The sequence below is a fragment of the Haematospirillum sp. H4485 genome (genome assembly GCF_012102745.1).
Classification (GTDB): domain Bacteria; phylum Pseudomonadota; class Alphaproteobacteria; order Rhodospirillales; family Rhodospirillaceae; genus Haematospirillum.
In genome coordinates, this window is sequence record NZ_JAAVSY010000005.1 from 44,593 (window position 1) to 61,936 (window position 17,344).

The 17,344-nt window shown below is 63.5% G+C and carries 17 protein-coding genes and 1 tRNA gene; 7 read left to right on the forward strand and 11 right to left on the reverse strand.

Translation table 11 applies throughout. The annotated features are described in order from the left end of the window. Positions 1 to 7: 7 nt before the first annotated feature. The 6 genes from HEQ61_RS05430 to HEQ61_RS05455 all read right to left on the reverse strand — a co-directional run bounded on the left by HEQ61_RS05430 (position 8) and on the right by HEQ61_RS05455 (position 3,982). Complete coding sequence (locus tag HEQ61_RS05430) at positions 8 to 682, reverse strand: capsid assembly protein (protein WP_168020266.1); 675 nt, start codon at positions 680 to 682, stop codon at positions 8 to 10. Between the two features lie 60 nt (positions 683 to 742). Further along, the gene (locus tag HEQ61_RS05435; RefSeq protein WP_209315660.1) at positions 743 to 1,057 is read right to left on the reverse strand and encodes a hypothetical protein; all 315 of its coding nucleotides are present in this window, start codon (positions 1,055 to 1,057) and stop codon (positions 743 to 745) included. After that, complete coding sequence (locus tag HEQ61_RS05440; RefSeq protein ID WP_245183145.1) at positions 1,054 to 2,625, reverse strand: portal protein; 1,572 nt, start codon at positions 2,623 to 2,625, stop codon at positions 1,054 to 1,056. Before HEQ61_RS05440 ends, HEQ61_RS05435 begins: the two co-directional genes overlap by 4 nt. A 3-nt stretch (positions 2,626 to 2,628) precedes the next feature. Beyond that, positions 2,629 to 3,048 (reverse strand): hypothetical protein, encoded by a 420-nt coding sequence (locus HEQ61_RS05445; protein WP_168020267.1) that lies wholly within the window; start codon positions 3,046 to 3,048, stop codon positions 2,629 to 2,631. A 173-nt stretch (positions 3,049 to 3,221) separates the two neighbouring features. Continuing rightward, positions 3,222 to 3,617 carry a hypothetical protein gene (locus HEQ61_RS05450; RefSeq protein WP_168020268.1) on the reverse strand — a complete coding sequence of 132 codons (396 nt, stop codon included), beginning with the start codon at positions 3,615 to 3,617 and terminating at the stop codon, positions 3,222 to 3,224. Then, positions 3,617 to 3,982 (reverse strand): hypothetical protein, encoded by a 366-nt coding sequence (locus HEQ61_RS05455; RefSeq protein ID WP_168020269.1) that lies wholly within the window; start codon positions 3,980 to 3,982, stop codon positions 3,617 to 3,619. The genes HEQ61_RS05450 and HEQ61_RS05455 overlap by 1 nt, the downstream gene beginning before the upstream one ends. Positions 3,983 to 4,099: 117 nt before the next feature. On the opposite strand from HEQ61_RS05455, the gene HEQ61_RS05460 reads away from it, so the two are divergent. Then, positions 4,100 to 4,735: a S24 family peptidase gene (locus HEQ61_RS05460; protein ID WP_168020270.1), complete on the forward strand. Its 636-nt coding sequence runs from the start codon at positions 4,100 to 4,102 to the stop codon at positions 4,733 to 4,735. Positions 4,736 to 4,878: 143 nt separating this feature from the next. Next, the gene (locus HEQ61_RS05465) at positions 4,879 to 5,757 is read left to right on the forward strand and encodes a branched-chain amino acid aminotransferase (protein ID WP_168020271.1); all 879 of its coding nucleotides are present in this window, start codon (positions 4,879 to 4,881) and stop codon (positions 5,755 to 5,757) included. Positions 5,758 to 5,780: 23 nt separating this feature from the next. Here HEQ61_RS05465 and HEQ61_RS05470 read toward each other — a convergent pair whose 3' ends face one another. The 5 genes from HEQ61_RS05470 to HEQ61_RS05490 form a co-directional block, all read right to left on the reverse strand. Then, positions 5,781 to 8,600, reverse strand: a complete 2,820-nt coding sequence (locus HEQ61_RS05470; RefSeq protein ID WP_415877250.1) for an ATP-dependent DNA helicase — start codon at positions 8,598 to 8,600, stop codon at positions 5,781 to 5,783. 61 nt (positions 8,601 to 8,661) lie between these two features. After that, positions 8,662 to 8,802, reverse strand: a complete 141-nt coding sequence (locus tag HEQ61_RS05475) for a hypothetical protein (protein WP_168020273.1) — start codon at positions 8,800 to 8,802, stop codon at positions 8,662 to 8,664. Between the two features lie 27 nt (positions 8,803 to 8,829). Beyond that, positions 8,830 to 9,048 (reverse strand): helix-turn-helix domain-containing protein, encoded by a 219-nt coding sequence (locus HEQ61_RS11235; RefSeq protein ID WP_168020275.1) that lies wholly within the window; start codon positions 9,046 to 9,048, stop codon positions 8,830 to 8,832. A 290-nt stretch (positions 9,049 to 9,338) separates the two neighbouring features. Beyond that, positions 9,339 to 9,413, reverse strand: a tRNA-Asn gene (locus tag HEQ61_RS05485). A 70-nt stretch (positions 9,414 to 9,483) separates the two neighbouring features. Further along, complete coding sequence (locus HEQ61_RS05490; protein WP_168020277.1) at positions 9,484 to 11,745, reverse strand: methyl-accepting chemotaxis protein; 2,262 nt, start codon at positions 11,743 to 11,745, stop codon at positions 9,484 to 9,486. Positions 11,746 to 11,945: 200 nt separating this feature from the next. Here HEQ61_RS05490 and HEQ61_RS05495 point away from each other — a divergent pair, with 200 nt between their 5' ends. The 5 genes from HEQ61_RS05495 to groL all read left to right on the forward strand — a co-directional run bounded on the left by HEQ61_RS05495 (position 11,946) and on the right by groL (position 17,304). Continuing rightward, a complete protein-coding gene (locus HEQ61_RS05495; RefSeq protein WP_168020278.1) occupies positions 11,946 to 13,565 on the forward strand; it encodes a lysine--tRNA ligase in 1,620 nt (539 codons plus the stop codon). 95 nt (positions 13,566 to 13,660) lie between these two features. After that, positions 13,661 to 14,413, forward strand: a complete 753-nt coding sequence (locus HEQ61_RS05500; RefSeq protein ID WP_168020359.1) for a glycosyltransferase family 2 protein — start codon at positions 13,661 to 13,663, stop codon at positions 14,411 to 14,413. A gap of 11 nt (positions 14,414 to 14,424) precedes the next feature. Continuing rightward, positions 14,425 to 15,135, forward strand: a complete 711-nt coding sequence (locus HEQ61_RS05505) for a TVP38/TMEM64 family protein (RefSeq protein ID WP_168020279.1) — start codon at positions 14,425 to 14,427, stop codon at positions 15,133 to 15,135. A gap of 174 nt (positions 15,136 to 15,309) precedes the next feature. Further along, the gene (groES, locus tag HEQ61_RS05510) at positions 15,310 to 15,600 is read left to right on the forward strand and encodes a co-chaperone GroES (RefSeq protein ID WP_066134482.1); all 291 of its coding nucleotides are present in this window, start codon (positions 15,310 to 15,312) and stop codon (positions 15,598 to 15,600) included. 57 nt (positions 15,601 to 15,657) lie between these two features. Beyond that, positions 15,658 to 17,304, forward strand: a complete 1,647-nt coding sequence (groL, locus tag HEQ61_RS05515) for a chaperonin GroEL (RefSeq protein WP_168020280.1) — start codon at positions 15,658 to 15,660, stop codon at positions 17,302 to 17,304. The last annotated feature ends 40 nt before the right edge of the window (positions 17,305 to 17,344 follow it).

Consider the following 17,344-nt stretch of genomic DNA (forward strand, 5'->3'; position numbering starts at 1 on the left):
CACCTCCCTATCCGGGATACAGGCGCCGGAATCCCTCGCTCACGCGGCGGACCAACGCCGGGTCGCGGTCGCGCCAATAGCGGGGATCACGCATCAGACTCCGGATATCGTCTTCCGATGCCGCCACACCTGCCCCGCCAGACCGGCCCAGCCCCGGTTCCGGAGAGGTCATCATCCGGTGCAGGGCAATCACCCCCTCTGCCGTTCGTGACAGGGTCTCCAGAACATCCGCCGACAGATTCGCCCGCCCCCAGGCCATAACCTGACGCTGAATCTCGTGCCAGCGGTCCTCCCCCCCGAAATGCTGTACCAGACGCGTCTTCTGGCACTCCGCCTCAAAGACTTCGGCCATCTGCTCCAGAACCGGGATCACTTTTTCAAGCGCCAGGTCATAGACCAGCTGCGCCTGCTCGGCCGTAAAGCCACACCGGTGCAGACGGGCGTTCACATCAGAATCCGGCTCCAGCAACGGGTGATGGCAGGTAATACAATAATCCTCCGGCTTGTCCGGCACCCCGCGCAAACGATCAAGGGCCCGGCGCCCGTCAAACCCGGATTCAGGCCCCGAACCCCCTTTGCCGGCCTGCAACCGGGCCTCCAGCTCCCGGCACGCCTGCACCAGGGCTTCACGCTCGGCATCCGCCGCCCCGCTGCGGGAAACAGCCGGACGTTCCGCCGCCAAAGCCGGAGGGGCACCCCCCCCCGACAGAAACAGCGGTACTGGGTGTATCAGATAAATGGATCATTCCGTCCTCTCGTTACTGCATGTCTTCCGGTACAACGGAACCACTCCGCCGCCGCGATCAATCAAGGCCAGCAACCAGGCAACCAAGGCCCTTTGTCCTTCCAGGTGACGCAGCGCCGCATCCGGCAACGCCGGCCCGGCTGTCCGATGCAGGGTCATCCCGACCAAGGCCTCCAGCACACACTGCCCGTCCACACCGGCAAAGCACCGCGCCGCCGCCGTGGCCAGCCCGGTTGCCTGCTCCGGGTCGGGGACAACACCGTGCCCCGGCCCCGGAAACAGCCAGGCATCGCGCCCGGCGTCTTGCGTCATGTGCCGTCTCCTTCACCTGCATCCGTTGGACTGGAATCCCCATCCGGAACCGGCCGTACCGGCACCGGAAGCGGTGAGGCCAGCAGATCCGCCGGCACCCCCAGCGCCCGGCCCAGCCAACGTGCGGCTGCGGCCGGATCAACCACCGCCATGCCTTCCGGCCCCAGACGCCGCAGGCTGTCCAGCCACATCAGCGCGTTGCGGGCATCATCCCGGGCCTGCTGGCGGGCCACCGGGGCGCTGTAGCGCAGGTCCACCAGACGCCCGTCCACCCGAAGATCCGGTATTTCCCCGCGCCGCCGCAGGATCGAGACCGCCCGCATGACCAGCGGCGTCAGCAGTTCGGTCTGCAAACGCCCATAGGTCGCGCCCAGGATACGGGCCATCTGGGTGGATCGCTCCAGAACCTCGGTCGCGGTCATCCGCGGGCTGTTGACCTGCCCCAGACGATCGGCCAGCAACGCATGGCGGATCCGCGCCCGCAGGTCATCCAAAACCAGCTGGCTGACATCAAACCGCCCCGGGGTGGCCAGCGGCGTCAACCCGCTGGATCCCGGTGCCTTGGGAATGATCGATCCCGGCAACAGCGAAATGTTTGCCGGATTGAGCACACCGTCATCCTCGGCCATCCAGATCCCGGTCACCGCAATCGATGCATTGCGCAGCACCAGCTCCACCACCTTGTTGGCCGTCTTGATATCGGGCAGCGCCTTCATCACCGGCGACCGCCCGTATGCCTCCCCCGGTGCTTTCAGCCAGCGGAAACACACAAACGGCGAGGCCGGAAACATTCCGTCACGCAGCACAACAGTCCGCTCCCCGGACCAATGCGAACCCGATGGCAGCAACAGCGCCGTATACCGGTACCCGTTCGGTACAGGCTCGGAAGCTTCCAGAACCTCTACCAGCGGGTCGCCGCTGTCATCGCCCCCCGGGCGCACATCCGGCACATCGGCGTCCGGGAACCGGTGCCGCACATGGGACAACGGCATCGCGGCATGGCGATACACCACATCCAGCCGCCCCGAAGGCCCTTCGTCCAGGGTCAGCTCCGTCATCGGGATTGCCGAAAAACGAAAGGCGCTGATCTCGCCCGGCGGGGCTTCCTCGAACAGCAAGGCCGCCGTACCGATTGTCACCAGATCCAGGAAACACTGGTGCAGCTCCACCGCAAAGGTCGAGCGGTCGAAATGCAGACGCAGTGTCTCGGCCACATCTTCCAGCAGCGGTGCCAGAGACGCCCGCCCCACCTCGTCCAGCCCGACGCCACCCTCCAGACCGAACCACCGGGTCCAGGGCGGCGTCAACTCGGCCAGCAAGCTTGCGGCCAGCTGGTCCACGGCATCGGGCGCCGTCCCGTCAAACAGACGGTCCGTGCGCTTTCCCCCGACCGGAGCCCCGAACAGGCCGGTCCGCTGGGGCAAGGCAAATTCATAACATTCCTGCCAGTGCGCCTCCCACAGACGGCGACGCTCCAGCGCCCGCTGATAACGGGCCAGAAGACCCTCGGCACCACCATGCCCGGGTTCCGGGTCCATCTTGAAACGAATATCCAGGGAACGCCCCATGCCCTATTCCCCCAGCAGCGAACGACGACCCGACAGGGTTGAACTACCATCCCCCCGGTCCCGCGATGTACCGGACAGGGTTTCAGTCCAGTATCCGGACAACAGGGGCAAATACCGGGGCCGGACCGGGCGCGGACGCGCCGCCTCAACCGATTCCCGGGATGGCTTTGCCGGCGCGGATACGACAGGCGCGGATGGCACACTCCTCCCGCCTGCCGGCTCTGTCGGAGCGGGAGCCGGGGGAGGAGGTGGTGGTGGAGCGGAAACAACAGGAGCAATACGGATCTCGGGCATTGGCAAACCACGCAGCCCGGATGAACCGGACATACGCGATGACAGCAAGGCCGACCCGGCATGAGACGGACCAAAACGGCGCATGGCCAGCATCATGGCTGCATTGGTGGACGGCGTAAAACTGGCCATCAAATCCCCCTGTTCACACAATCCAGAAACACAACACGCCAACGCCAAAAGCCCGCCTGCCGGAACGACAGGCGGGTTTCCCCCGTCAGCAATCCGGCACGGTGGACACACCTCCGGCGTTGACAGGGATTGGTATACAGAGAGACGCCCCAAAAGTCAAGAATATTTTCCTATTAAAGGTCTTTTTTCTCATTCAACAGCGCCCGGTACAACTGCCAAGGCGTCAGAACCCAGGGCCAGCGACGCCCCAGAATGCGCTTCACCGCCTCCACGCAACTAAAGACACGCACCGGCGCCAAACGGTGCGGCGGCACACCCCGCCGCGTAACAACCGTCTGATAGCCCCCCGCCGCCATCACCTGCGCCACATCCGGGGCCGGGCACACCGGATCAACAGGCATCACGATCACTTCGGTACAGTGCGCCATGGGATTGACCACAACCCACCCCCCACGGCCGGCATCACAGACCGCGATCAGGCAATGACGGAACCCCGGGCGCAATATCTTGAGAAAGGGCACATCCGCTACGCCGGAAAAGCCAACAACGGCATCAGACTCCCCGGCCATCACCCGACAATCCCCTTGCGCCGCAATGGCTCTTCCAGAAGGGTCAGCCCCTCCTCCCACCACCGGGCGGCCTGCCGCTCTTCCTCCAGGCGGGCATCCGGCGGAGCCAAAGCACGCCCGTAACGGGCCAGAACCATGGCCTGCCGGGCTCCCAGCACATTCTGTTGCCGCAACCCGGCCGCCACACGGTACACATCATCGGGATCACAGGGCCGCGCCGTGTCACCGGCATCCGCCACAAAACGCGCCCCCTCGTCACGGGCCAGCTGGCACCGCCAGAACCATAACCAAGCCTCCTCCGCACTCATGAACGGACAACTTTCTCGTATACTCAGGGGGCGCGGCGCCTTTCGCCGTGTTGCCATCAGGTCGTCTCCACGTTAAGACACTATCAAGAAGCACCCCATGGTCTAGGAATATAATCCTTGCTCGTCAAGGGCGAGCTTACACAGTGTGTTCCCGATAACTGGAGAGCAGAACGCATGCTTACCCATCACGCCCTGTGGACAGCCCTTGACCGCCTGGCCGAAGATCACGGACTGTCCCCATCGGCACTGGCAAAAAAAGCAGGCCTGGACCCGACCACGTTCAACCCGTCCAAACGGTTTGGCCGCGACGGCAAACCCCGCTGGCCAACGACAGAAAGCCTGTCCAAGGTCTTGCAGGCCACTGATACGCGTCCGGAACATTTCCTGCAGCAGGCCGCTGAAGCCATGGCGGAACCATCCCCCCCCCCACAATCCATCCTGCCCCTGGTCAGCCAGAATCAGGCCCGCAACGGGCTGGATGCTGCCGGAAACACCCCCGACAGCACCCAGGACGCCATCGCCTTTCCTGATGTCAGGGATGCGGACGCCTGGGCGCTGGAAATTCACGGTGACACTTGCCTGCCGGTCTATCGCGACGGCGACCGGCTGATCCTCTCCCCAAACGCAACTGCAAGGCGCGGCGATCGGGTTGTCATCTACACCAAAGACAAGACCTTGATCATTGGTGAACTGACAAGAACAACAGCAACCCGCATGATCGTCCAGCCCTTCGGGGCCGGCAGCACGGATCAAGCCATAGACCAGACAGACATCGCCTGGTCGGCGCGAATCCTCTGGGCCAGCCAATAAAGACATCCCCGAAAAATCGACACGAACACCACCGCTCACACGGTAAGGTATATTTATTGGCAGAAATACAGCGCAACCTGTATGCTGACAGCCGAGGAAACAGGTTTGTCTCGAAACAAACTGCAAGGAATACGAGCGCGCTTATGTCAACACAATCAACCCAACCCGGCATTTCCATAGTTTTCGTTGATGGCACCTGGCACACCGGCAACCCCATGATCATGGGACCGGGCACCCAGTCCGTATGGATGGGAAGCACGGCCTTCGACGGGGCACGCTACTACGAAGGTGTAGCTCCGGACCTGGAAGCCCACTGTGAACGGGTTGTTCAGTCTGCCCGCATCCTGGGGCTGAACCCGACCCTCGGCGGGGCGGATATCGCAGCCTTGGCCCGGGAAGGTATTACCCGCAGCGGCGGAAAGAAGGCCCTGTACATCAAACCCCTGTTCTGGTGTGACAACGGCTTTCTGGTCCCTGATGCCAGCTCGACCCGCTTTGCCCTGCACCTGTTTGAAATCGCCATGCCGCCCGCAAGCCAGGGCTTCAGCGCCACCCAGTCTCCCTTTCGCCGGCCGACACCCGATGCCGCACCCACTGCGGCCAAGGCCGCCTGCCTGTACCCGAATGTCAGCCGGGCCCTCAGCGACGCGCAGCAGCGCGGCTTCGATACGGCGGTCATGCTCGACAACCACGGGAACGTGGCGGAATTTGCCGCCGCCAACCTGTTTCTGGTCAAGGATGGCATCATCCGCACCCCGGTTCCGAACGGCAGCTTCCTGAACGGGTTGACACGACAGCGTGTTATTGCCCTGTTGCAGGCCGATGGCACCCTGGTGGAAGAAACAACGCTGTCCTATGATGACCTGATGCAGGCCGACGAGATCTTTGCCACCGGCAACTTCTCCAAGGTATCGCCCTGCATCCAGATCGAAGGGCGTACCCTGCCGCACGGCCACGTAACCCAGTGGGTGCAGCAGCTGTACAGGAACTTTGCCTTCGGGCACGCCAGCATCGCCGCCTGAGGGATACCCCGGCCTGCCCTTCCCTACGCGGTCGGGGGGCAGGCTGGCGGGGGGCAGGCCGGGACAGGTCCCAGAAAGTCCGATACCTCGCGCACCGCATCGGCCAGACCCAGGCGGCGCACTTCGGTCCCCGGTGGAAACGCCCCGTGCAAACGCGATGGCAACAGCGGATCCAGCAGGACAAAAACACCCCGGTCATCCGCCCGTCGTACCAGCCTTCCAAAGGCCTGCTTCAAGCGCAGCCGTGTCAGGCGGTCATCCCAGTCACGCCCGCCAAAGGCCTTGCGCCGCACCCGGTGCAGGATGTCCGGGCGGGGCCAGGGAACCCGGTCAAACACCACCAGACGCAGGGCACGCCCCGGCACATCCATGCCATCGCGCAGCGCATCCGTTCCCAAAAGGCACGAAGGTTCGTCGGCACGAAACAGGTCAACCAGCGTGGCCGTATCCATTCCGCTCACATGCTGGGCGTACAGCGGAATGGCATGTTCGGCCATTGCCGGCATGATGCGTTCGTACACAGCGCGCAACCGGGATACCGCCGTAAACAGCCCCAGACCACCTCCGCCGGACGCCAGGAACAGCGACCGGAACGCCGCCGCCACCCGCGCCGCGTCGTCACGGCGTACATCGGTCACCACCAGCACCCGGGTCTGGCCGGCATAGTCAAACGGAGACGCCACCGCCGCCCGCACAGCCGGCAACGAAAGATGCACGGCACCGATGCGGGCCTCGGCAGCCTTCCAGTCCACGGCCGGATCACCGGATCCATCCCGCAGCGTTGCCGAAGCCACCAGCACGCCATGGGCCGCATCCTGCAGAACCTGGGCAAAAGGCAATGTGGGGTCGATCCAGTGCCGGCGCATGCCGACATCAAAATCACGCCCGTCCAGCCGTTCCACAGCAAACCAGTCCACATATGTCTCCGGCGTCCGGGTCTGCAGGCTGTCCAGCATGGCACGCCAGGCAGACAGATGCCGCAACACCCGGCGCTCCAGAGACCGGATCAACCCCTCCATCCGCAAGCGCACCGATGCGTCCAGCTCTGCTGCATCGGCATCCAGGCGCACGGCCAGCGCCTTCATCAGGTCCTGGACCGGACGGGACTGGGTTTCCAGGGCACGCTCCAGCTCTGCCGCAGCAGCAGCCAGACCGGGGACCGGCGGCTCGACATCCGCTTCCAAGGAATACGGGTGCCCGCCTTCCTGCGACCGGGCATACACCTGCTGCCGCACCCGGTGCAAAAACCGCTCCGCCGGGCCATGCGGGCTGTCCGACCCCAGACGGTTCATCCACCCCGGCCCGGGCAAACAGCGGGCCCCGTGCAGGATCGCATCCAGGGCATCCTGTGCGGCGGGATCATCCTGCACGCATTCTTCGGCACGGCGTTGCAGCCCACGGGCACGGGACCGGGTGCCCTCTTCCGCCCCCAGAATCCAGCGCCGCAGTTCCGCTGTTTCCAGCGCCCCCAGATGAGCCGAAAAGGCACCATCGGCCGCCTCGAACACATGGTGGCCTTCGTCAAATACATAACGGACCGGCAGCCCGCCCCCGGGATCACCCCCCGACGCGGCAGAGCCGTTGCCCAGCATCCGCATCACCAGGGCATGGTTGGCCACCACAATGCGCGCCCGGCGGGCCTTGCGCACCGACCGTTCGACAAAACAACGGTTGTAATGCGGGCAGGCGGTAAAGACACACTCCCCCCGGCGGTCGGTCAGGCCCGCTACGGTGGAACGCCCCAGAATATCCACCAGCCATCCCGGAAAATCACCGCCAATCATGGCCCCGTCACGGGTTGCCAAAGCCCAGCGGGCCACCAGCCCCAGGGCAACCGCCCGGGCCGGGTTGACCGACAGGCGACCGGCGGCTTCCTCCAGATTCAACAGACACAGGTAATTCTCGCGCCCCTTGCGGACCACAACATGGCGCGCCTTCTCGCGCGGGTCGGGGTACAGGCGGGCCAGTTCATCCTCCAGCTGGCGCTGCAAGTTGCGGGTATAGGTGGACAACCATACCGCACCGCCATTCTTCTCGGCCCACAGGCTGGCCGGAGCGACATAGCCCAGGGTCTTGCCCACACCGGTTCCGGCCTCGGCCAGCACGAACCGAGGTTCCCCCTCGGCATCACGGGGCTCGAACGCCTCGCAGCACGCCGAGGCAAAATCCGCCTGCTGCGGCCGGTCCTCGGCAGCGCCGCCCAGAATCTGTGCCAACCGGGCACGGGCATCGGCCGGGCTGACCGGCACACAGGAGGCCGGCGGTTCGGGCGCATGCTCGGAAATCTCCGGCAGGCTTTCCCACACCCGGAATCCCGCAGCCACCACTCGGCTGTGCGGCGGGTCGCCGGTTTCACCAAGGGCATGCAACACACAGCGGGCCCACGGCCACCCCGCCCGCAGCAACCCCCAGGCCAGCGCACGCGCCTGGTGCCGTGACGTGCGCGACAAGGTGGACAGATCCCGCAGCAGGGCCACCACAACCGCCGACAGGGTGGTTGCTTCCTGCTCCGGCCCAGCGGGCAAGGCAATATGACAGGCCGCTGCCAGCCCGGCCACCGTCGGCAGGCAAAAGACCGCCGGCCGCACGAAAGCGTACAGTTCCAGAACATCACAGGCCGGAAAAGGCGCACAGCCCAAGCGTGCCGCCACCGCCGGCGCATGGCACACCAACGGGGGAGCCGAAGACGCAAGCCAACGGACAGCCGCCGCCCGGTCCAGGGTCAGGATCTCCCCATCGGGCGTCAACACAACCGCCGACACCGCACCGGCAACAAGAACCGGGGCATCGGGCAGCAAAAGCTCAAGCGTATCAGGATGTCCGCACGTCATGGAGGGGACCATAACGCGCCCGCAGACATCCGTCACCTGCCCATCACGCGGCACCACGCAGAAAGCGCGGCGATCATCCCCCCCCGGAACGGCCCATGCCGGCCAGGGACTGCACAAGACGGAAAACGGCTTTTTTCTGCTCCGCCGTCAGCACGGACAGCCAGGCCAGAAGGCGCAGCTGATCACCATCCAGCGGATAGTCGGCGGGGGCCACGCACCCTTCAAGACCATCAAAGAAAGCCTAGACCGGCACATCCAGACAACAGCCGATACGAAACAGGCGGGACGCCGGAATACGGTCCACCGCACGTTCGTATTTGTGGATCTGCTGCGGCGACACCCCGGCAACCTGCCCCAGGGAACACAACGTCAACAAACGCAACTTGCGGAACTGCCGCAGGGATTGCCCCAGATGGCTGTCAACAGGGTCCGCCGCCCCACAATCAAAACCAACCGTCACAAACACCCCCCGCACACGACACAGCACACAAACACACAGCCTGTTGCCAAGGCATGGAACAAACCCTGACGCTACGTTCTGATTACCACAAACACGCTATGGTGTACGCAAAAAAGAACGTACAAGAACATATAATACAACACGTTGTGATCTGGCTGGCATTATGCGATCGGCATAATCTGGTTTTATCGACGACATGCCGACATCAAGGCAGGATACCTGCATACATCCGATGCACCGGGCATGAAAAAAGCACCCCGCGCAGAATACGGGGTGCCTTTTTAATTCGATGGCTCCGGCGGTAGGATTCGAACCTACGGCAACCCGATTAACAGTCGGGGGCTCTACCGCTGAGCTACGCCGGAACGCGCTGTCGAGGCGGGGTTTTTAGCAGTATCGCCCTCATATGGCAAGGCTGTTTTCACACACCCGGCCTTATACCGCCAACCGCAGGGCTCCCGCACTGAACCCCGACCACTCCCGACTCAACCGGCCGGATCGCTGCGACAGGGTGGTGGACACCTCCAGCAAGGACCCCGCTTCGGATCGCGTGGCCTGCGCGGCTTCGGACAGGGCGTCCAGATCCTCGGCCGCCTGGATCATCCGGGTGGATGTCTGCTGGATCCTGTCTGCAATCACCCCCGTGGCACGGGACTGGTCAACCATCGATGACGTCAGGTCACCAACCAGTCCGTTGACACCGGAAATCAGGCGGCTGACACGGATCATGGCATTGGCCACGTCCTGGCTGACATCTGCCACGGCGGCAACCCGCACCCGCACATCCTCGGTGGCGGCGGCGGTCTGGCGGGCCAGCTTTTTCACCTCGTTGGCAACCACGGCAAACCCCCGGCCGGCGGCTCCGGCCCGGGCGGCCTCGACCGTGGCGTTCAGGGCCAGAATGTTGGTCTGCTCCGCAATGTCGGTGATCAGGTCCACCACGCCGTCAATTTCCTTTGCCACCCGCGACAGACCGGACACGGCACGCATGCTGTCCTCGGCCATTTCCACGCCGTTGATGGTCAGGGTATTGGCACTGGACAAACGCTCGATCATATCGGCGCTGGAACGGGACAAATCCTCGGCCGAACAGGCCAGGCTGGTCACAAAGTCCGAAACCTGGCTGACCGCACCATTGACCATGTCAATGCCACTGGCTGCGCGGCAGGCAATGGTATCCAGCTTGCGGGCGGCGTCCTGCACCACACCGGCATCCCCGACCACACCGTCCATGCTGGTCTCGAACACCTCGGCCATCCGCCGGCTGGAGGTTACAATGCTCCAGGTCAGCATGGCCGCTGTCATCTGGCCGTAATGGTCCAGAACCGGAAACACGGACAGGGCCACCCGCTCGTTACCCAGATGAACCTCGCCCATCCACGGCAGCTGACCGGGATCAGCCACCAGTTCCGACAGCCAGCCCGGCTGCGGGTGGAACAGGTCGACCGAAAGCCCCTCCAGACTGTCTGTCCCCGGGGGCAATCCGTTCAGGGATGGTGCAATTTGTTCCAGGGCATTGCGGGTGGCGGCATTGATCCAGCTGATCCGCCCATCCTGGGGGCTGACCGTCACAATATTGACCGGCATCGCTTCCAGCATCTGCCCCAGGGCAAAGGCACGGGTTGCCGTATGGCGCAACACCTTCAGGGCTGAGGCAATGGCACCAATTTCGTCCCGCCGCCAGAAATCCGGCACCGGGGTTTCCACATCGCCTTCGGCAAGACGCTGGATCGACCGGCGCAGGGTCACCAGCGGAACCGACAGCGATTCCACGGCATAGCGGTTTGCCGTATACCAGGCCGCACCGAAGAAAAGGGCCAGGATCAACAGGCTGATGGACAGGATGACAACCGACCCCTGAACCCGTTCATTCAGGATGGTCTCAAGGCCCCACAAGGACCGGCGGCGCATGTCCTCGAACGCATCCAGCGCGGCCAGCAGAACCGCCTGGCGCTCCTGACCGGAGACAGCACCCTGCCCACGGCCAACGCTGGCCAACGCCGTATCCACCGCCCCGGAAACACGGGTGGACAGCGCCGGCATCATGGCGGCTACAGCCGAATCCTCTGACGTCTCCATAACCGTGGCATACCCGCTTTCCAGCGCCGAGAGGTGCCCCCCCATCACCGCGCTGGCACGGATGATATCAAGCCAGGTATCGCCGGATGCCGATGCCTCCAGCACGTACCCGGCCATATCCGCCACCCCGGTAATCATCTTCGGCAAGCGTACGACCAGGGAATCCATCAGGTAATAGCTGGGCAGCTCCGGATCCAGGATCAGGTTGGAATGATCCCCGGCCTGCGCAACAGCAGACTCCAGCCCCGCGATCATGTCGCGCGCCCGCTCGGGGCCGGGTACCGCTGCAAAATCAGTCCACAGCCGCTCCACAATCGCGTGGGGGCCCCGCATGTCCAGAAGATCGGCCTGCCCCCGCACCGATTCCAGCCCCGCCGCAACGCGGGCCACGGTTCCCGCATCCGGATTCGTGGCGGTCACCATGTAACGGGCCGTGGCAATCTGGGCGTCCAGAAGCGGGGTGATATAGGCCGTCCCCACCGTTTCCTTGCGGGCGAAGCTGATGGCCTCGTTCTCGTGCCAGACCAGAAGGGCAACCGAAGCCAGGGCCGGGGCCAGAAAAACAGCCAGAACCAAGTGAATCTGGTGCTTGACCGACAAAAAACGCAGCGAGGACATGGGAAACACCCCTTGATCGTTTGACGGGCAGAAAAACACTCAAAGGTAAAGTCACACGGTACAGCAGGGGGTCGGAACGCCGCAAGGTACGTTGACGGATCACCCCTGCGGCCCTAGGGTGCAGACCAACGCATGCAGGCGATTCGCATTGCGTACAGACCCTTTCGTCCATCAACAGCCCGTAACGGATCTGACACATCATGTCACACTCTCTTGCCCATTCCGCCCGCGAGTCCTCGGCCTGGCCCTTTCAGGAAGCCCGCGACCTGCTGGACAAACGGCTGAACGGCAAGGTGCCGGACAAGGGCTATGTGCTGTTTGAAACCGGCTATGGCCCCTCTGGCCTGCCGCACATCGGCACCTTTGGCGAGGTGGCACGGACCTCGTGGGTCCGCCGGGCCTTTGAAATCCTGGCGCCCGACATCCCGACCCGCCTGTTCGCCTTTTCCGACGACATGGATGCCCTGCGCAAGGTCCCGGACAACATCCCCAACAAGGACAGGGTGCGCGAACACCTGGGCAAGCCGCTGACCCGCATTCCCGACCCGTTCGGAACCCACGAAAGCTTCGGGCACCACAACAATGCCCGCCTGCGCGGGTTCCTGGACAGCTTCGGCTTTGATTATGAGTTCAAGTCCGCCACCGAGATGTACACCGGCGGCCACTTTGACCGGGCCCTGCGCGGGGTTCTGGAACACTATGATGCCATCATGGCCGTCATGCTGCCCACCCTGGGCGCCGAACGTCAGGCCACCTACAGCCCGTTCCTGCCGCTGTGCCCACGCACGGGTGTGGTCTTGCAGGTTCCGGTCATCCACCGCGACGTGGATGCCGGCACCATCGTCTATCAGGACCCGCAGACCGGGGAAAAGGTGGAAGTGCCGGTCACCGGCGGGGCGTGCAAGCTGCAGTGGAAGCCCGACTGGGGCATGCGCTGGCACGCACTGGGCGTGGACTATGAAATGTCGGGCAAGGACCTGATCCCTTCGGTGGACCTGGCCGGAAAGATCTGCCGCATCCTGGGCAGCACGCCGCCGAAGAACCTGTCCTATGAACTGTTCCTGGACGAAAACGGGCAAAAGATTTCCAAGTCGAAGGGCAACGGCCTGTCGGTGGAAGACTGGCTGAAATACGCCCCCGAAGAATCCCTGGCCCTGTTCATGTACCAGAAGCCAAAGGCTGCCAAGCGCCTGTACTTCGATGTGATCCCCCGCGCGGTGGATGACTATGTGGCCCATGCCGCCGCCTTTGCGGAACAGGACCCGGTCGCCCGCCTGACCAACCCGGCCTGGCACATCCACAACGGGGAACCGGGAACCGACAAAACCCCGCTGACCTTCGGCATCCTGCTGAACCTGGTCGGGGTGGCCAACACCGATGACCCGGCTGTCCTGTGGCATTACATCCGCAACTACGCCCCGGGATCGTCGCCGGAAACAATGCCGTTCCTGGACCGGCTGGTGCGTTACGCCATTGTCTACTACAACGACTTTGTCCGCCCGACCAAGCAGTACCGCATCGCCAACAGTGCCGACAAGACCGCCCTGGCCGACCTGCGCCAGGCGCTGAAAGCCGCACCGGCCGATGCGTCCGGGGAAGACCTGCAGAACATTGTCTATGCCATCGGCAAACAGCACGGCGAAACCTATCCCGGCCTGCGCGACTGGTTCCGGGCCCAGTATGAAATCCTGCTGGGTCAGGAACAGGGGCCGCGCATGGGCAGCTTCTTTGCCCTGTACGGGCTGGACCGCTCCATTGCCCTGCTGGACCGCGCCATCGCCGGAGAAGACCTGAAAGCACCGGCAGAGCTGGACGCCTGACCCCGAAACCGCACGCCGCCCGGGACTTTTCTCTGGTCACCGGGCGGCCCCGGCGGTACAACCGGCTGATCCCTTGTATGGCCTGCGCGTGTGTGATGACTGAACCAAGCTGCCCGGACCTGTCTGTTGTTGTGCCCGTCCACAACGAAGCTGACAACATCCTGCCCCTGATCGAAGAAATCGCCGCCGCCCTGGATGGCGTGGTACCGTTCGAGATTGTCTATGTCGATGACGGATCAAACGACGCCACCCCGCACCGCCTGGCCGAGGCCCGCGCCCGGTTTCCGGCCCTGCGCTGCGTGCGCCACCGCATCGCCTGCGGGCAAAGTCAGGCGATTTATACAGGGGTTCTGGCAGCACGTGGCACCTGGATTGCCACCCTGGACGGCGATGGACAGAACGACCCGGCCGACATTCCCGCCTTGCTGACCCGCCTGCGGGATGAAGAGAAACGCACCGGCTTGGATGCCGCGCGCCTGCTGATCGCCGGACACCGGCAAAAACGGCAGGACAACGAACTGCGCCGCCTGTCCTCGCACATTGGAAACGGCGTGCGGGCGTGGCTGCTGAACGACGGAACCCCCGACACCGGGTGTGGCCTGAAGCTGTTTGCCCGGTCCCTGTTCCTGAAATTCCCGCGCTTTGACCACATGCACCGCTACCTGCCGGCGCTGACCCTGCGTGAAGGCGGACAGGTTGTCAGCGTTCCCGTCAACCACCGCCCGCGCGAACGGGGCGTATCGAAATACGGTGTGTGGAACCGGCTGTGGGTCAGCCTGTTCGACCTGGTCGGCGTAATGTGGTTGCAGCGCCGGGCCCGCAACCCGGTTCTTGAACAGCAGGACTGAGCCGGGGTTCCATGTCCCTGTCTCCTGAAACACTGCTGCACGACGACGCCGAGGAAACCCTGCGGCGCAGCAACCCGCTCAAAGCCCTGTTCAAGGGGCTTGTGATGATCGCAACCCTTGCCGCCGTTGGCTTTGGTGCCCGGGAGTTCGGGCTGACCGAGGCCCTGGACACCCACTGGCTGGATGATCAGATCGTCGGACAGGGCCTGAACGGAGAGCTTCTGTTTGTTGCCGTGGGCACCGTGGTCGCCGCCATCGGGGTCCCCCGCCAGATTGTCGCCTTTGGTGGCGGCTATGCCTTCGGGTTTGTCGAAGGGGGCCTGCTGGCCCTGCTGGCACAGACCATGGGTTGCGCCACGGCGTTCTTCTATGCCCGGATTCTGGGGCGCTCCGCCATCCGTCGCCTGTTCGCCCGCCGGATCGAACGCATCGACGCCCTGCTGGGGCACCACCCGTTCACCATGACCCTGCTGGTGCGACTCCTGCCCGTGGGATCAAACCTGCTGACCAACCTGGCCGCCGGCGTCACCGCGCTGGCTCCGTCACGCTTTCTGGGCGGAACAGCGGTCGGCTACATTCCGCAAACTGTTGTTTTCGCCCTTCTGGGCGCCGGGGTACAGGTGGATGCAACCACCCAGGTTGGGCTGTCCGTTGCCCTGTTCATCGCATCCGGGCTTCTGGGAATCGGCCTGTACAAACGGCTGAAAAACCGGCTACGGTGACACGCTGTTCGTCCCCGCGCGATAACAACCCTGACGCTAACACCCCCCTTGACAGAAAAGGCGGTCCGTATTACCTCTGTCAGCACTCTCCGGGGGGGAGTGCCAACAGAAACCTCGAGCTCCCCTGACCTGGTGAGATGTTCAACTGGGAAATGCTCGTTCTGGAGGAACCCAATGAAATTTCGTCCGTTGCATGACCGCGTTGTCGTAAAGCGCGTTGACTCCGAAGAAAAGACAGCCGGCGGGATCATCATCCCCGACACCGCCAAGGAAAAGCCGATGCAGGGCCAGATCATTGCTGTTGGCCCCGGTGCCCGTGGCGAAGACGGCAAGCTGGTTGCCCTTGACCTGAAGGCCGGCGACAAGGTGCTGTTCGGCAAGTGGTCCGGCACAGAAGTGAAGATCGAAGGCGAAGATCTCCTGATCATGAAGGAAGCAGACGTCATGGGCGTGATCGAAGCCTGAGGCTTCGTTCTTTCCCTGTCGCCTTTCACCATATCTTTACCTAGAGGATAAAAAACAATGGCTGCCAAGGACGTTAAGTTTTCTACCGATGCCCGCGACCGCCTGCTGCGCGGCGTGGATATCATGGCCAATGCCGTGAAAGTCACCCTGGGTCCCAAGGGCCGTAACGTCATCATCGACAAGTCCTTCGGTGCTCCGCGCATCACAAAGGACGGCGTTTCTGTCGCCAAGGAAATCGAACTGAAAGACAAGTTCGAGAACATGGGCGCCCAGATGCTGCGCGAAGTGGCTTCCAAGACCGCCGATCTGGCCGGTGACGGCACCACCACCGCAACCGTTCTGGCCCAGTCCATCGTCCGCGAAGGCGTGAAGGCTGTTGCCGCTGGCATGAACCCGATGGACCTGAAGCGCGGCATTGACCTGGCTGTCAACGCTGTCGTCGAGGACATCAAGACCCGCAGCAAGAAGATCACCACCTCTGAAGAAGTGGCCCAGGTCGGCACCATTTCCGCCAACGGCGAAAAAGAAATCGGTGACATGATTGCCAAGGCCATGGACAAGGTCGGCAAGGAAGGCGTGATTACCGTCGAGGAAGCCAAGGGCCTGACCACCGAACTGGACGTGGTTGAAGGCATGCAGTTCGACCGTGGCTACCTGTCCCCGTACTTCGTCACCAACGGCGAAAAGATGGTGGCAGAGCTGGAATCCCCGCTGATCCTGCTGCACGAAAAGAAGCTGTCCACCCTGCAGCCGCTGCTGCCGGTTCTGGAAGCTGTTGTGCAGTCCGGCAAGCCGCTGATGATCGTGGCTGAAGACATCGAAGGCGAAGCCTTGGCCACCCTGGTGGTCAACAAGCTGCGCGGCGGCCTGAAGGTTGCTGCTGTCAAGGCTCCGGGCTTCGGCGACCGCCGCAAGGCCATGCTGGAAGACATCGCCACCCTGACCGGTGGTACGGTGATTTCCGAAGACCTCGGCATCAAGCTGGAAAACGTCACCGTGCAAATGCTGGGCACCGCCAAGCGCGTGACCATCTCCAAGGAAGAAACCACCATCGTTGACGGTGCAGGCTCCAAGGACGAGATCGAAAAGCGCTGCAAGCAGATCCGTGCGCAGATCGAGGAAACCACCTCGGACTACGACCGTGAAAAGCTGCAGGAACGTCTGGCCAAGCTTTCCGGCGGCGTTGCCGTGATCCGCGTCGGCGGTGGTTCCGAAGTGGAAGTGAAAGAGCGCAAGGACCGCGTTGACGATGCCCTGCACGCCACCCGCGCTGCAGTGGAAGAAGGCACGGTTGCCGGCGGTGGCGTTGCCCTGCTGTACTCCACCCGCGCCCTGGCATCCCTGAAGGGTGTGAACGAAGACCAGAACGTTGGTATCGAAATCGTTCGCCGCGCCCTGCAGGCTCCGGTGCGTCAGATTGCCGAAAACGCCGGTACCGACGGTGCCGTTGTTGCCGGCAAGCTGCTGGAGCAGAAGGACGTCAACTTCGGCTTCAACGCCCAGACCGGCGAATACGTGGACATGATCAAGGCTGGCATCATCGACCCGACCAAGGTTGTGCGTGCAGCCCTGCAGGACGCCGCTTCGGTCACCGGCCTGCTGATCACCACCGAAGCCATGGTTGCCGAAATTCCTGAAAAGAAGGAAGCCCCGATGGGCGGCGGCATGGGCGGTATGGGCGGTATGGGTGACATGGGCTTCTAAGCCTTTCTCTTCCTGCCCTTGTGGTATGCCAAAGGAAAAG

Coding starts and splice junctions, on each gene's coding strand:
- HEQ61_RS05435 (WP_209315660.1), bottom strand. CDS start 1,057: ATGACGCAAGACGCCGGGCGCGATGCCTGGCTGTTTCCGGGGCCGGGG.
- HEQ61_RS05440 (WP_245183145.1), bottom strand. CDS start 2,625: ATGGGGCGTTCCCTGGATATTCGTTTCAAGATGGACCCGGAACCCGGG.
- HEQ61_RS05445 (WP_168020267.1), bottom strand. CDS start 3,048: ATGGCCAGTTTTACGCCGTCCACCAATGCAGCCATGATGCTGGCCATG.
- HEQ61_RS05450 (WP_168020268.1), bottom strand. CDS start 3,617: ATGGCCGGGGAGTCTGATGCCGTTGTTGGCTTTTCCGGCGTAGCGGAT.
- HEQ61_RS05455 (WP_168020269.1), bottom strand. CDS start 3,982: ATGGCAACACGGCGAAAGGCGCCGCGCCCCCTGAGTATACGAGAAAGT.
- HEQ61_RS05460 (WP_168020270.1), top strand. CDS start 4,100: ATGCTTACCCATCACGCCCTGTGGACAGCCCTTGACCGCCTGGCCGAA.
- HEQ61_RS05465 (WP_168020271.1), top strand. CDS start 4,879: ATGTCAACACAATCAACCCAACCCGGCATTTCCATAGTTTTCGTTGAT.
- HEQ61_RS05470 (WP_415877250.1), bottom strand. CDS start 8,600: ATGGTCCCCTCCATGACGTGCGGACATCCTGATACGCTTGAGCTTTTG.
- HEQ61_RS05490 (WP_168020277.1), bottom strand. CDS start 11,745: ATGTCCTCGCTGCGTTTTTTGTCGGTCAAGCACCAGATTCACTTGGTT.
- HEQ61_RS05495 (WP_168020278.1), top strand. CDS start 11,946: ATGTCACACTCTCTTGCCCATTCCGCCCGCGAGTCCTCGGCCTGGCCC.
- HEQ61_RS05500 (WP_168020359.1), top strand. CDS start 13,661: ATGACTGAACCAAGCTGCCCGGACCTGTCTGTTGTTGTGCCCGTCCAC.
- HEQ61_RS05505 (WP_168020279.1), top strand. CDS start 14,425: ATGTCCCTGTCTCCTGAAACACTGCTGCACGACGACGCCGAGGAAACC.
- groES (WP_066134482.1), top strand. CDS start 15,310: ATGAAATTTCGTCCGTTGCATGACCGCGTTGTCGTAAAGCGCGTTGAC.
- groL (WP_168020280.1), top strand. CDS start 15,658: ATGGCTGCCAAGGACGTTAAGTTTTCTACCGATGCCCGCGACCGCCTG.